The organism is Gimesia chilikensis (assembly GCF_007744075.1).
Lineage (GTDB): Bacteria > Planctomycetota > Planctomycetia > Planctomycetales > Planctomycetaceae > Gimesia > Gimesia chilikensis_A.
In genome coordinates this window covers 8,185,958-8,199,556 of the sequence record NZ_CP036266.1, presented here as the reverse complement: position 1 = coordinate 8,199,556, position 13,599 = coordinate 8,185,958, and the positions used below count along the sequence as shown (strand labels likewise).

11 protein-coding genes and 1 pseudogene are annotated in these 13,599 nt (G+C 54.2%); 4 read left to right on the top strand and 8 right to left on the bottom strand.

Annotated features, from left to right (window positions below; genetic code table 11):
• Positions 1 to 38: 38 nt before the first annotated feature.
• From HG66A1_RS31305 to HG66A1_RS31295, 3 genes are all read right to left on the bottom strand, one after another.
• Positions 39 to 275, bottom strand: coding sequence for a hypothetical protein (locus HG66A1_RS31305; RefSeq protein WP_145193445.1), 237 nt, complete (start codon positions 273 to 275; stop codon positions 39 to 41).
• A 7-nt stretch (positions 276 to 282) separates the two neighbouring features.
• Positions 283 to 780, bottom strand: a complete 498-nt coding sequence (locus tag HG66A1_RS31300; protein ID WP_145193443.1) for a hypothetical protein — start codon at positions 778 to 780, stop codon at positions 283 to 285.
• A gap of 289 nt (positions 781 to 1,069) precedes the next feature.
• On the bottom strand, positions 1,070 to 2,416 hold the full coding sequence (locus HG66A1_RS31295; RefSeq protein ID WP_145193441.1) for a dienelactone hydrolase family protein: 1,347 nt from the start codon (positions 2,414 to 2,416) through the stop codon (positions 1,070 to 1,072).
• A 261-nt stretch (positions 2,417 to 2,677) separates the two neighbouring features.
• Between HG66A1_RS31295 and HG66A1_RS32970 the strand changes: the two are divergent.
• The 3 genes and pseudogenes from HG66A1_RS32970 to HG66A1_RS31280 all read left to right on the top strand — a co-directional run bounded on the left by HG66A1_RS32970 (position 2,678) and on the right by HG66A1_RS31280 (position 6,445).
• A pseudogene (locus HG66A1_RS32970) lies at positions 2,678 to 3,545 on the top strand (cyclase family protein).
• Positions 3,546 to 3,684: 139 nt separating this feature from the next.
• Positions 3,685 to 5,046 carry a sulfatase gene (locus HG66A1_RS31285; RefSeq protein ID WP_145193439.1) on the top strand — a complete coding sequence of 454 codons (1,362 nt, stop codon included), beginning with the start codon at positions 3,685 to 3,687 and terminating at the stop codon, positions 5,044 to 5,046.
• The gene (locus HG66A1_RS31280; protein WP_197996902.1) at positions 5,012 to 6,445 is read left to right on the top strand and encodes an arylsulfatase; all 1,434 of its coding nucleotides are present in this window, start codon (positions 5,012 to 5,014) and stop codon (positions 6,443 to 6,445) included. The genes HG66A1_RS31285 and HG66A1_RS31280 overlap by 35 nt, the downstream gene beginning before the upstream one ends.
• A gap of 48 nt (positions 6,446 to 6,493) precedes the next feature.
• Here HG66A1_RS31280 and HG66A1_RS31275 read toward each other — a convergent pair whose 3' ends face one another.
• The 5 genes from HG66A1_RS31275 to HG66A1_RS31255 all read right to left on the bottom strand — a co-directional run bounded on the left by HG66A1_RS31275 (position 6,494) and on the right by HG66A1_RS31255 (position 12,870).
• Positions 6,494 to 7,243: a hypothetical protein gene (locus tag HG66A1_RS31275; protein WP_145193437.1), complete on the bottom strand. Its 750-nt coding sequence runs from the start codon at positions 7,241 to 7,243 to the stop codon at positions 6,494 to 6,496.
• A gap of 114 nt (positions 7,244 to 7,357) precedes the next feature.
• Positions 7,358 to 7,801 (bottom strand): hypothetical protein, encoded by a 444-nt coding sequence (locus HG66A1_RS31270; protein ID WP_145193435.1) that lies wholly within the window; start codon positions 7,799 to 7,801, stop codon positions 7,358 to 7,360.
• A 105-nt stretch (positions 7,802 to 7,906) separates the two neighbouring features.
• On the bottom strand, positions 7,907 to 10,378 hold the full coding sequence (locus tag HG66A1_RS31265; RefSeq protein WP_145193432.1) for a DUF1588 domain-containing protein: 2,472 nt from the start codon (positions 10,376 to 10,378) through the stop codon (positions 7,907 to 7,909).
• The gene (locus HG66A1_RS31260; protein WP_145193430.1) at positions 10,375 to 11,694 is read right to left on the bottom strand and encodes a DUF1552 domain-containing protein; all 1,320 of its coding nucleotides are present in this window, start codon (positions 11,692 to 11,694) and stop codon (positions 10,375 to 10,377) included. Before HG66A1_RS31260 ends, HG66A1_RS31265 begins: the two co-directional genes overlap by 4 nt.
• A 402-nt stretch (positions 11,695 to 12,096) precedes the next feature.
• Entirely contained in the window at positions 12,097 to 12,870 is a 774-nt protein-coding gene (locus tag HG66A1_RS31255; protein ID WP_145193428.1) for an SdiA-regulated domain-containing protein, read from the bottom strand.
• Positions 12,871 to 13,085: 215 nt separating this feature from the next.
• Between HG66A1_RS31255 and HG66A1_RS31250 the strand changes: the two genes are divergently transcribed.
• Positions 13,086 to 13,367 carry a hypothetical protein gene (locus tag HG66A1_RS31250; protein ID WP_145045726.1) on the top strand — a complete coding sequence of 94 codons (282 nt, stop codon included), beginning with the start codon at positions 13,086 to 13,088 and terminating at the stop codon, positions 13,365 to 13,367.
• Positions 13,368 to 13,599 lie beyond the last annotated feature (232 nt).

Here is a 13,599-nt window from a genome sequence, read left to right as displayed (position 1 = left end):
GGGAGCCTTCTGCGGAATCGGGAAGCGCGTTTGCCCATTCAGTCGTTTGCAGGAGTCAAGTCGACCGTCATTGGATCACTCAATACGGTGTGCTGCCACTCTGTCAAAATTCGTTTTTCCTCAAGCTTCAGCCGTTTCTGGTTTTGTTGATGCGCCTGTCTGGCCGTGAACTTGGGCGACTCAATTTTAGCAGGGGATGTTTTCGGCAATAGTTCTCTTTGAACAAAATCCTCCATGTCTTCCCGCGCCCAGCCAAATCGGAATTGCACTTTCACAGGATGCTCAGGCACGTTGACTATGTCGACATCGGATAATTCCCAACTCAGCTGGAGCGGAAGTTGAAATGCCAGCACAAAATGATGGCTTCTGTGCGGCCTGATCTTGATGGTTTGACTGTAATACCATCAAGATCAGGCCGACCTCGTGGATGGCATTCCAGAAACGTTCGGTGACTGGCAGGTGTGATAAATCGAAAATGAGCAGGTCTTTCTGTCTCTGCACCGTCAAATGATGAGTATTACTGCCGGGGGCTCCTTTGAGAAAAGTCCACTGGTTTGCCACCAGATAGATGGGAATGTTCTGTTGATTTTGCAGAGTCACATGGACTTTCAGGATCCCCGTTTCCGGATCAAAGTACTCGTCATTCAATTCGATCACCACAGGCGCGGTCGGCTCTGATTGAGCGAACAAACGAGCTCCGCATGACAGGGAGAAAGCAAATGCTGTCAGCAAACAAAAGTTACCCAGGCTGGTTCTGCAACTCATCAGATTACCTTTCACTTTTCTTTCCTGAAGTCGGTACTGCTTCCGGGAGCAATAAATACTTGTAGAGAGCGCATCATTGCAGGAAAATCAACGGAGAGCAAATTTATTTTCAGCTGGCTGCAATATAACTTCTAAAGTCCGAGACCAGAGATGATTCAGATCGAAGTCAAAGAAATGATCCAGCTGCTGTTGTTCTCTATGATCATGGCAGTTCCGTACTTTCTGCTGCTGGAATTGTGGGACAAAGTAAGACCTGCGAAGGATTGAGATACCATTTCACCAACCTGATCTGTCTCTCCCTGTTTCAATACAGGGTCCGACCCAGCCAGCGATCAAACCAGGCGAAGGTCATCCTGCGGGCAACACCCGGAAAGCTGTGACCACCCGGAAATGAAAACCAGCTGAAGCAGTCCCCTGCTCCGAATTCTCCCAGCTGCCGCTCAATTTTTTCCGGCTTCATCAGGTGTTGCGTTCCATAGTATTCGAGTGTCTCTGCATAGCCCCGTCGCTCCTGTCTGGCTTTGAGGACGCTGGGCAGACCGTCTGCATCTTTCCAGTTGGCGTAGATTTCCAGTGTCTGTTGTGCTTTGGGGAAGAACCGGTGCCGATAGAATTCGTGTTCCGTCGAGATGATCAGCAGGGGACGCGGCGCGACCAGGGCCATCAGGCTGTCAAAGTCGATCGGAATCTGCCTGGTGGGATCGTCGATATACGGGCGAAAACTTTTGATATAGACATAAGGGCCACTATTGGTTTTGAAACCAAATCGGCGTTCCAGTTTTTTACTGCTGGTAGGCGCATCGATGCCCTTGCGCCAGGGAGTCCAACTGGATGGTTTGCGGGACCACGCCGCCGTCTGTCGCCACCAGTCCAGAACACCGCCGTTACTGACGGTGGCAGTGATCCGCTCGTCAAAGGCCGCCGCAAAGAGGGCCGTGTGTCCTCCCAGCGACCAGCCCGTACAACCGATCTGGCCGTGGTCGACAAAGTCCAGCGTTTGCAGAAAATCGACGCTGCGCATAATATCCCATGTATTCTTGCCCACGATCGACCATTCCGGGTGCTTTTGATAAAACGGTCGGGTATCCATCACTCGATGCCGGGGATCGATGCGTTCGCCATCGGTCAGCAGATCGATGCTCAGTGTGACAAAGCCATGCTGGGCCAGAGTCAATCCATAGGCGGCTCCCACCTGCGGGTCGCGTGGCGGATCGACGGGACGGCGCCCCGAAAGCCCGATGGTGGCATCTTTTCCCGAGCCCCAGGTTGTGCTGTGAATACAGATGATCGCGGGAGTCGGTTTATTCTTTGCCTCATCCGGAACCAGCAGCCAGCCGGTGACCCGGTCATCTGCTTCGGTCTGAAAACTGACATGATAACGAGTCAGACCATCTTTCTGTTCTACCTCTTCCAGCTTGCTTTCAAGCGGGAGTACTTTATCGGGAAAAGGTCCCAGAAGTTCCAGCCAGCGTCGCTGGATCTCTTTACGTCGTTCGAGCCATGGCTTATCAGGTAGGATTTCGGACAGTCGCGTAATGTTGGCACTCTGGTCGGCTGCCTGGACTGTTTGTTCGCAGTAGAGAAGGAACAGGCAGCAGATGAAGAAACAGATGGCAGCGAAATACCGGGAGACATTCAGGTTGATGAGCATGCGAGATCCCCTGTTGTAGCCAGAAAGATGAATGGTAGTCTGGATTCAAGTTTTATTCAGTGTACTGGTTTTAATCGCTGGAAAGAAACCCCTTAGGGGAATCGGAGTCCGTACCGAAGAATCCGATATGCTGTCTAAATCACTAAAGGGCTGTTTGAGCATCCGGGTGACTTGATTTGATAAAAGTGCTTGTGCGGTGCGGGGTCATTCCGGACAATCGGGGAGTCGAATCCCTTCTGATCTGAAACGGGAACCAATCTCATGAGAATCTCCTGCCCTGGTTGTCTCTATCCGCTGGTGATCTTGTTTTATCTGACCCTGTGTCTCTCTGGTTGCGGAGAGAAGGCTGTCGCTCCAGAGGCGGACGCGGTGGCAGAGATCACTCTGACGCAGGCGTATGAGGTGCTGCAGCAGAAGAAGTTCGTCGATCTGACGCATGCTTTTGAGCCGGGGATTCCACACTGGCCCGGCTTTCCCAATGAAACGGTGAAGACCATCTACTGGTATGACAAACAGCCCGACACGCTGGGCAGCGGATTCTTCGCGCAGCTGTATTGTCACGTTGGTCAGTGGGGGACGCACGCCGATCCTCCCGCGCACTTTGTCAAAGGGGGCCGCACGCTGGATCAGATCGATGTCAAAGAAATGATCATGCCGCTGGTGTTATTTGACGTGCATGCCGCGGTAGAACAGAATCCCGATTACACGATTACGATGGACGATATCCGCCAGTGGGAGGCGAAGTATGGACCGGTTCCCCCCAAACGCATTTGCCGTGATGCGGACCGACTGGTCAAAACGCTGGCCCGATGATGCTGCCATGCACAACAGAGACCAGGCCGGCATCGCCCACTATCCGGGTTGGAGCCGGGAGGTGTTGCAGTACCTCTACGAAGAGCGTGGCATCACCGCTTCGGGGCATGAAACCACCGACACGGATCCGGGTGTTGCCACATCGCAGGACGACTATTCCCTGGAGACCTACATTCTGAGCCAGAATCATTATCAGATTGAGCTGTTAACGAACCTGGATCAACTGCCCGAATCGGGAGCCCTGGCGGTGGTCACGTTTCCCAAACCCAAAGGAGGCTCAGGCTTCCCGGCACGCGTGTTTGCGATTCTACCCTGAGAGTGGCAGTAAACCATGTCAGATGCAGCCCTGCCTCTCTGTCACGGTTTTAAGTTGTGATTGATGAGGGACTGCCGCTATAGTGAAGAGCACGGATATTGAATTCACTCCCTGCTGTTTCGTTGGAATCTAAGACGTCATGCGCTCTCCTCTTATGTTTCTGCTGATCGCGGTATGTTATGTGTTGACTGGCCTGGTTTCTCAGGCTGCCGAGCAACAACCGCCGAATATTGTGTTGATCCTGGCCGATGATCTCGGCTACGGTGACCTGGCCTGTTATGGAAACAAACAGGTCCAGACGCCTCACATCGATCGCCTGGCCGCGGGTGGCTTGAAATTTACGGACTTCCATTCTGCCGGCGCCATGTGCACGCCGACCCGGGCCGCGATGTTGACGGGGCAGTATCAACAGCGATTTGGTACCGAGTTTGAAGGCGCCCTCTCAGGCAAAGCAGATCGCGACATCGGTCTCCCCCATCAGGCACTGACGATGGCCGAGTTGCTGAAGCAGCGGGGTTACGCGACAGCCTGTTTCGGGAAGTGGCATCTGGGTTACCAGCCCCCCTGGCTGCCCACCAGTCAGGGTTTTGATGTGTTTCGAGGTCTGGCCTCGGGAGACGGCGATCATCACACGCACGTCGATCGTTCGGGCAATGAGGACTGGTGGCACAACAATGCGATCCAGATGGAAAAAGGTTACACCGCCGACCTGTTGAGCAGGTATAGCGTAGAGTTTATCGAAGCCAATCGCGAGCGGCCCTTCTTTCTTTATGTGCCTCATCTGGCGATACACTTTCCCTGGCAGGGACCGAACGATCCGCCTCATCGGCAAGCGGGACAGTCATACCATGCGGACAAATGGGGCATCATTCCCGAGCCGGGAAATGTCAGTCCGCATACGCGGGCGATGATTGAATCGCTGGACCAGAGTGTGGGACAAATTATGGCCGCGCTCCAGCGCCTGCAACTGGAAAAGAACACGCTCGTCATTTTCTCTTCGGATAATGGCGGCTATCTCAACTATGGAAAACAGTTTCAGCACATCTCCAGCAATGGCCCCCTCCGCGGTCAAAAGGGGACGTTGTACGAAGGCGGGCATCGCGTGCCCTGTCTGATGTCCTGGCCGGGCACCATTCGTCCCGGCGTCACAGATCAGACCGCGCATTCCATTGATCTGCTCCCGACCTTCGCCAGCATCGCAGGGATTCCCGATGTGGATTACCAGACTGACGGCGTCGATCTGGCACCGCTCTGGCAGGGCAAACAGAAGCTGGCCGACCGTAGTCTGTTCTGGCGGATGGGAAATCGCAGCGCGGTGCGCAGTGGGAAGTGGAAACTGTGCGTCACCAATCAGCGCCGCGAACTGTTCAATCTGGAAACCGATCTCGGCGAACAGCAGAACCAGGCAGTGGCGCATCCGGAAATCGTTAACAAACTGAACCAGGCTTTGAAGGGATGGGAAGCGGATGTCGATACGAGCGCTCAGAAACTTAAACACTAATATCAGCGGCGGACTGCGATTTCCGTTTGCCTCCGTAGTGTTCTGGCTGATGATCTGTCTGCTCAGTGTGCCGACTGCGGTACAGGCCGCAGAGCAGCAGCGTCCGAATATCATTTTCATCATGGCCGATGATCTGGGGTATGGTGATCTGGGTTGCTACGGACAGAAACTGATCCAGACACCGCACATCGATCAGCTGGCCGCCCAGGGAATGCGGTTCACGCAGGCTTACGCGGGGGCCTCGGTTTGCACGGCTTCACGGGCCGTCTTGATGACCGGGCTGCATAACGGGCATACGCCTGCGCGGGACAATATCCCCCACTATCCGACCTACCTGCAGGCGGACGATGTAACGATCGCTGAGGTGTTGAAGAAGTCAGGTTATCGCTGTGGCGGCGTGGGGAAATGGTCGCTCGGCGATGCAGGCACGGTCGGTCAAGCTACGAACCAGGGATTCGATATGTGGTTCGGCTATCTGAACCAGGATCACGCGCATTATTATTTCACCGAGTACCTGGACGATAACGAAGGCCGCCTGGAGCTGACGGGGAACCGGGAATCGCGTCAGCAATACAGTCACGATCTGCTGACCGATCGCGCTTTGAAATTCATTCGCACTTCGACTGCGGATCCCTTCTTCCTGTATGCCGCTTATACCGTACCCCACTTCTCCGCGAAGGAGGAAGATCCGCACGGGCTGGCAGTCCCTTCGACCGAACCTTACTCCGACCGGGACTGGGATGCCAAATCGAAAAAATATGCCGCGATGATCCATCGGCTGGATCGCGATGTGGGACGAATCATGCGTCTGGTGGATGAGCTCCAGCTACGCGAGCGAACGCTGATCATCTTCACCAGCGATAATGGCGGACATAAAGGAGTTCCCAAACGATTCCAGACGAACGGACCCTTACGGGGTTTTAAACGGGATCTCACCGAAGGAGGCATCCGCGTGCCTCTGATTGCCCGCTGGCCCGGCGTGATTCCTGCAGACACAGTTAATGAGGAAGTCATCGCCTTCCAGGATATGCTGCCCACATTTACGGAACTGGCGGTTGCCCCGGTTCCTAAAGAACTCGACGGCGTCTCCCTCGTGCAGACGCTTCAGGGAAAACCGCTGCCTGAGAAACATGACTTTCTGTACTGGGACTACGGCCACTGCCGAGCCCGCTACGATCAGGCGGTGCGCTGGAAAGACTGGAAAGGAATTCGCCACGGCCAGCAGGCAGCGATTGCGCTCTATGATTTGAAACAGGATCTGGGAGAGACCACGGACGTCGCGAAACAACATCCCGAAGTCGTGCAGCGGATCGCACAGATCATGGAGACCGCTGCGGTCCCCAGCGAGCGGTATCCCATCGGCACCCGCTATCGCGGCAAAGCGCTGTGGCAGCCGTAAACGCAAGCATACAAAAGAGTGACAGCAGGTAAACTTAAGTCCGCGTTGTCAGCCAACATTTTCCAGTGGCGGTTCCCCCAGTTGCCAAAGTATTTTTATTTCTGGAGCGAGGTCATTGGGAATCTCTTCGGCAACGTCAGCGGGCAATTCAATGTTTGCTGTTGCGGGGCTGGAGAGAACGAGGGATCCGGTAGCCGCCCCTGCAGCGGTCAGGGCGGTCCCAAACGAATTCCCAAAATTCGAATTGGATCTCAGGAAAATGCCGTCATGAAAACGGACGCGACGCCCTTTGCCCTCCGGATAACGTACACATGCACCTACCTCGAACGAGAGCCGTTTTCCCTGAAGTTTTTCGGGAATCGGAATGGCAATTCGAGCGAAGCCAAATCCGGCAGGCGGACATTCGACCTCAAATGTAATGGCATCAAAATTGGCACGAGTCAGAAAGAAACCTCGCGCGGGCCGCAAGGCAATTTGCCCCATACATGGTTGGTCCCTCTGCGTTTGAAAATACGCATCCATGAACGCGAGGCCGTCATGGGGAGTTACGAGAAACGCAAAACAGAAGTCATCACGATTGAAATACGTTCCCGTCAGTTGACGCAAATAATCGTGTTCCAGGTCCGCACGAAAGTGCAGCTTGAGAATCACCCCCAGCATCAGCATTGCACTGACAAAGCCGCCGATACGAATTCCCCATGTCACAGCATCAGGGCGATCGGCCATCCAGGCGAAAGCAGCAGCGATACCGCTCACGATCATCAGTAACGCACACACGGCTTTGGTGGATTCACCCATAATTTGCTGCTGGTTATTTCATTCTTGATTGAAGGATTTCTTTTGATCCGCTCAACACAACAGACAGATCACGAATGCTGCGTTGATTTCAATTCGATCATATCAAGAATGACATTATAACCAAATAGATAACACGAACCCCAAAAGATAGATCAATCCGAAAGCGATCAATACATAAACGACAGACTGCTTTTCCATTTGCTTTAATACTGGCAGGGACAATAACACACCCGCCACAAAGTAGACTCCAAAAAGGAACATATACCCGGAACCTTCGCCTCTCACTAGCACACCAGGAATAATGAAGAACAGGAGTGGAAAAGGAGAATAGCAGAGAAAAGCAGAATTTTGATTCAGAAATCGTTTTGGATAGCGTTCAAAAATGAAATACAAAATCCACCCCGGCAAGATGAGCATTGCCGGAAGAAAACCAATTATATAGGGGTCATCTCGACGAAACGAGATATTGAAAAACAGAATCACAGTGAGCGTATTCACAAACATCGTGAACCCCAAAATCGCGACCGTCTTTTTCGCTATCTGAAAAATAAAATTCATCCTTCATTTCAGAGCGTTAAAACAACGGGATGAGTCGAGACACACAGTGCACGTTCATAGATCGCAGTGTCCATCACGGTTTATACCGCGACTCTCATCATCGGCTCAGTCAGATTCCACCAGCGCGGCGTCGTTGCGGGTGCGGTAGAGAAAGGCGTCTGACGTCAGCAGGGAGACGATGAGTGCATTCATGCTGCCGCCGTTCTCTTTGTAGACGCGATGGGCTGCCTGCAGCACCGGGGCATCGTTCAATGTTTCGTTGCGACCCATCCAGAAGCGGAATGCATGGCGGACAAAGACCTGCTCGGCCCGCTCGCTGGCCGCGATTTTTTCGATCAACTCAATCGCGTTCGCGACTTCGCCATCCAGTTTGGGGTCGCCGGAATCGATGATTGCGCCGGTGGTGTCGACCGGTTTTTCGAGTTCGGTCTCGCGATACAGACCCGCATGGTTATACATCTCGAAGGGCAGGCCCAGCGGATCCATCTTTTTGTGGCAGGTCCAGCAGTATTCTTCGCGAGTCACCCGCATCCGTTCGCGGAGTGTCTTATCCGGTTCATCGGGCAGCATGGCATCGACGGTGATCGGCACATCGGGAATGCCGCCACCCAGTAATCGTTCGCGAATCCAGCGGCCGCGACGAATGGCGTGATTGTCCATCGCGTCGGAATGCGAAACGAGCCAGCTGGGATGCGTCAGGATGCCCAGACGCTGATCTTCAGGTATTTTTGCCAGGATTCGTTCCGGTTCCATCGAGCCTGTACCAAAACTGCGACGACTGACGCGGGCAAAGATCTCCGGTCCTGTGAGCTGCGTCGGTGTGACTTTATGGTTGACCTGCGCGGCTTTTCGCTTGTCGGCCTTGCTGGGTTCCTTTCCGGTTTTGGCCGCTTCTTTGGCCGCCTGCTCCTGCGCCGCTTTGCGGGCGGCGATCTCTTCCTTGCGGGTTCGTCGCTCACCAAAATAGATTTCATCTGCTTTGGTCGCGACGACCTGGTTCGTCGTCAACAGACGCTGGAAGACATCGCGATCATCTTTCAGGATCAGTTCGATCAGACGATCTGTACTGGCCGTTGAATCGAACATGGCCCGATAATGGGCCTGACCCCGGTTGCTCACCCCTGTGTCAGCGAGTGCTTTCGCATCCTTACAGATGTAACCGCCCAGATCGTAGTCAAAGTAATCGCGGAAGAAACGCAGGACCCGCGGCTTGCGGACAGTGTCGTCCGCCAGCATTCGTTCGACTTCGCGTTTCACGTCTGCGCGGGTCCGCATGCGACCTTCGACAATCGCGGCACGCAGCTCTGCGTCAGGTTTGATGTAGCGCAGGGCGTGATTGACGGCCAGTCCCAGTTCCCAGTCCTGCAGCATCACGCGACCGTATTGATCGGGTTGACCGGCGGCGGCCAGTTCGGGGCGGAAGAGGGCATCGCGATCGAGAAACAAAGCTGACAACCCCAGAACGACGCCGTCTTTCTTACCGAGTTTGTCGATCGACTGTTTCACGATGGTCAAGTACTGATCTGACTCTTTCGGGGTCGGCGGGCGGAAGGTCAGCATTTCGAACAGATAACTGATGGCAGCCTGCAGGCTGGCATCGGTGGTATCTTCCTGCTCCATCAGATCATAAACGGGTGTCAGCGGCCGCATGACTTTCGTGCTGTAAACGATACTCGTCGGCAGCCCGCGAATATCCCCATTCCATTTTTTCATGACGGGACGCGGATCATCGCTGATCTGGTACGGCTTGGCAATACTCAACGGACCGTATGCCATGTACCGCAAAATATCCGCCGCCATACTCAGGATCTGTGTCGCTTCCGCACTGTTGACGGTGTAGAAGTCGGGATAGTTTTCCAGCCCGTGTGTGCGAGCTGACGACAGAATGGCGGGGACGCTCTTGACTGCGGTCGCATACGCCACCGTTCCGCCTTGCCATTTGATAATGCGATCGACTCCGAAATAGAGTTTGAGTTCGCCGCCGTGATTGGTGGGAACGTCATCGCCGTGCGTCCGCAGTCCCGGCTTGTTCGGATCGTATTCGGGCTCTTTGTTGATCAGTTCATTCAGACGCGTCATATGCTCTTGAGGTGTTAACCGCCAGAGTCGTGCCGGGGATGCGGTCGGAACGAGTTTGATGTTAGCCGGCAGCGGGCCAAAAAGTAGCTCGTGGTCGACATAGTTGGCTTTGTTCGGATCCAGGTGATCGTGGAATCCGCCTTTGTCGCGCATCGCGTTTGTCAGTTCGCCGACAATCCAGTCCGAGAACTGCAGCCGTTCGATGACTTCCGGCTGAGTCATGTCTCGAGGCGGCATCTCTTTCAGCGTGACCTGTGCCCAGACACTCCGCCAGGTCGCCGCGTTGACTTCATCCACGGGACCGAGATCGTGCAGCGAAAGATTCCCTTCCGGGTCGGTCGCGCCATGACAGTCGACACAATGGGTCTTCAGAAAGGTTTTCGCAAAACTCTGGTAGTCTTTAGAAACCTTCTGCCCGGGCGTGTACGTCTCGCCGTGAGTGACAGCGAGCAGACTTAACAAAACTGTGAGAGCGGCGACGAGACGAAACCCGATCATGCCAGCAGTTCCTGCAGCGGGCCGGAACCGGAATCGAACTTGCGGGCCAGCTTCTCATTCATGTTGAAGTGCTCACAGGGAACGCCGGCAGCTTCCAGCAGCGTCGCGTACAACGAGTTGATCGGCCGTTTGCCGTCCAGTTGGGTGAAGCAGCCGGTCTTGAAAGCACCGTCGAAATTGCCCAGCAGCATCACCGGCCAGTTGGCACCGCTGGTGTGCTGTTTGTCGGCGTTGTTGCTGGTGTAAACGATGAGTGTGTGATCCATCATCGTGCCGCTCCCTTCGGGGATCGATTCGAGGGCTTCGATGATCCGCACCAGCATGCGGCTGTTGTATTGACGAATCTTAATCCAGATCGGATTGCCCGGCTGTTCCATGTGGCCCAGGTTGTGGCCCTGCTGTTCAATGCCCAGCCCTTTCCAGGCACCAAAGATTTCACCGCGTCCCGAACCGATGGTCAGCGTGTTCGTGATACCTGAAGTGAGCGAGGAGATACCGAGGTCCAGCAGCACATCGTGCCAGTCGGTTTCGTGCTCAGGGCTGGTATAGCGACTGTCCACTTTGGGTGCGAATTTGCTCAAGTGACCGGCAACCGAATCGAGACGATCGCGCAGACCGTTGACTTCTTTGAAGCCGTCGACGAATTGACCGTACCGCTGCTGGTCGGCGGTGGGCAGTGCATTGCCTTTCGCGGCGGCCAGCTGTTCGATCTGATTAAAGATATTGGAACGGGCTTCATGCTGACGTCGAATATCGCCGGTAGAGATGCCGCCATACAGCATCTGATACAGGTGGTTCGGATTGGAGTGCATGAAGATCGGCTGACCGGCGCCACTGGCTGACAGCGTCGCGATGGTCGGCTTGGTCCGCATGTTCTCGATGGAGTCCATGCCGATGCAGAGATGCGGCAGCAGTGTCTGCGGCAGGATTTTGCTCAACTCGTAATCAATGGTCGATGCACTCGGCGGGACGCCGTCACTTCCGCGGTAGCCACCCAGCGCGCCGAAGAAGGCGCTGTGCGAAGGACTGGTGTGAATGCCGTGCAGACCGTTGATGATGTGCAGACGATCTTTGTAAGGTTCCAGCGGGCTGATCGGTTCGGGGAGTTTGACCTTCGCCAGTGAGCCGCTCCGTTTCATGCCTTCGGGAATACAGGTCGCCGGATCGAATCCCTGGTTCTGCATGAAGAAGACAATCCGCTTGGGAGTGTCTTTACTGGTCGGCATGGCGAGCAGACGTTCGGGCAGGAGGGGAAGTCCAAAGGCGGCACCGGCACCGGCGGCCAGGGTTTGCATCATTTGTCTACGATTGAGCATAGTCGATCTTTCAGAAAACAATCCGGTGGTTCAGCTGTGATCTCGACGCGTCGCGGGAGTGAGGCTCTCCATCTCTTCGAGCAGCGAAACGCGTTTTTATGGATCAGTAGGTCGTGGCAGGTAGTCTGGAATAGTATCGGCTGGTAGCATCAGACGTGTTGAATCGGAAACGCCTTACGCATCAACGATATTTTAACTGATTTTCGTGCGACTTCAAGCTTTATCCGGAGGAGAGCCGGTTTGAGCCACTTTAAGTATCTCACCAGAATGATTTCTATAACTTCAACATATAAAACAGGTTACAAGGCCCATGAAATGCTCGGGTTGGGATCTCTCATATCGCCCTGGTTTTTGTCAGGCTTGATTCAGGCTCGAAGTAAACAGGATCTGACTTGCGCGACTTCAATCCACAATCCGAAACCGTACCAGTTCTGCGTCTTGATCGCAGACGATGTAGAGATACTTTGACTCGCGATCCAGTGTGACTCCCTCGGCTTTGCGTATCGTTTTTCCTGCAGCCTCGAAGGAGAAACGCTGGGTGACTCTGCCGTTGTGCCGATCGTAAATGAAGACCTGTCCGGCCTGGTCGCTGACAATCCAGCAGAGATCGCGGACGCGGTCATAGCAGATGCCCGAGAAATCGATGGCTTCAGCATCCAGTTCCTCGTCGACGAATCCCCGACTCTCGTCCAGGTGATCGACGGTGACGATGCGTTCCAGATCGTCGCTGACGGCGATCAGCAGCCCCGGATCGGCTTCCTTGAGCAGCAGGATTTCGGAACGCGTAGAGTCATGGGTAATGCCTTCCAGTCCATTGTTGTCGGCCTCTTCGAAACAGAGGGAGACGGCAGCGAAGCCCTGCATGTCCTTCAGCCGGCGGTCTGCGATTTCCTTTCCCGTGGCGGGATCGTACTTCAGGATCTTGCCGGCATCTTCATCGACGACCAGGAAATGCCCCCGGGAATCGAAGGTGATGCCCTCGAGACCTTTGTTGTCCACCTCCCGTGTCGAGAGGATCTGACCGTTGGTGTCGAGCTGAAAGAGTTTCCTCGATTGATCACAGACGGTCCAGAGCTTCCCTTCCGGATCGATGGTGAGCCCCGATGGTTCGCGGAGTCCGAGTGCTTTGTTTTTGATCGAACAGGCAGCTTCGAATTGTAGCGAAGCAATGGACATGGAAGTGACTTTCCGGGTGGGGATGAAAGAGGATTTTTGAGTCTCAGCGTGGTTCCCCGTACTGTAATCGATCACCTGGTGGCTGTAGACATCTTTTTTCTTTAATCCGGAATAATTTTCATTCCATGCGTGATATCTGATCTGCTTCTACGCCTGTTAACTGTACGAGAAAATGAAACCGCTCTATTTTACCAGATTAATCCCGAGGCTTTCCCATGTCAGACGTTAACGAAATCCAGGGTGGAATTGACGACGAAATCGACACCGCCCTGACATCTATTTTGACGATTATAGCAGCCATTACCACAGCAGGCATTGGTCTTATCGTTGGTGCCTTTGTGGGGTTTTATGGTCTCATCTATTTCTGCCACTTCCTGGGAGGCGGTCTCGGGGAGGCTGACTGGGTGCTCATTATTTTCACCGTTCCCGCAGGCATGCTGGGAGGGGCGATCCTGGGCGGCTCGCTGCCTTTCTTATTTCTGATGGAGTGGAAATAACCGTTCGCGCGACATCTGGATGAATTCCGCCAGGTCGCGTTTTTTAATGTGAACGTTACCTGACAAAGACGTTTCAACCGGGGCTAATGCCCTGCGGCTAATGGGTCTGTTCTGCGGTCGAAATACTCTAAGCAGGTTGCAATAAACGCGATCTGGAACCAGACCTGTCACTCCTGTTTTCCTTCATGCAGAATTGCTATTTCTTTCTCGTTGGTAGCCTCTACACTATCTG

Excerpts from the sequence above, each read along its gene's own strand:
- HG66A1_RS31265 (WP_145193432.1), bottom strand. The coding sequence starts at position 10,378 with ATGATCGGGTTTCGTCTCGTCGCCGCTCTCACAGTTTTGTTAAGTCTG.
- HG66A1_RS31250 (WP_145045726.1), top strand. The coding sequence starts at position 13,086 with ATGTCAGACGTTAACGAAATCCAGGGTGGAATTGACGACGAAATCGAC.
- HG66A1_RS31260 (WP_145193430.1), bottom strand. The coding sequence starts at position 11,694 with ATGCTCAATCGTAGACAAATGATGCAAACCCTGGCCGCCGGTGCCGGT.
- HG66A1_RS31270 (WP_145193435.1), bottom strand. The coding sequence starts at position 7,801 with ATGAATTTTATTTTTCAGATAGCGAAAAAGACGGTCGCGATTTTGGGG.
- HG66A1_RS31280 (WP_197996902.1), top strand. The coding sequence starts at position 5,012 with ATGTCGATACGAGCGCTCAGAAACTTAAACACTAATATCAGCGGCGGA.
- HG66A1_RS31275 (WP_145193437.1), bottom strand. The coding sequence starts at position 7,243 with ATGGGTGAATCCACCAAAGCCGTGTGTGCGTTACTGATGATCGTGAGC.
- HG66A1_RS31285 (WP_145193439.1), top strand. The coding sequence starts at position 3,685 with ATGCGCTCTCCTCTTATGTTTCTGCTGATCGCGGTATGTTATGTGTTG.
- HG66A1_RS31255 (WP_145193428.1), bottom strand. The coding sequence starts at position 12,870 with ATGTCCATTGCTTCGCTACAATTCGAAGCTGCCTGTTCGATCAAAAAC.
- HG66A1_RS31295 (WP_145193441.1), bottom strand. The coding sequence starts at position 2,416 with ATGCTCATCAACCTGAATGTCTCCCGGTATTTCGCTGCCATCTGTTTC.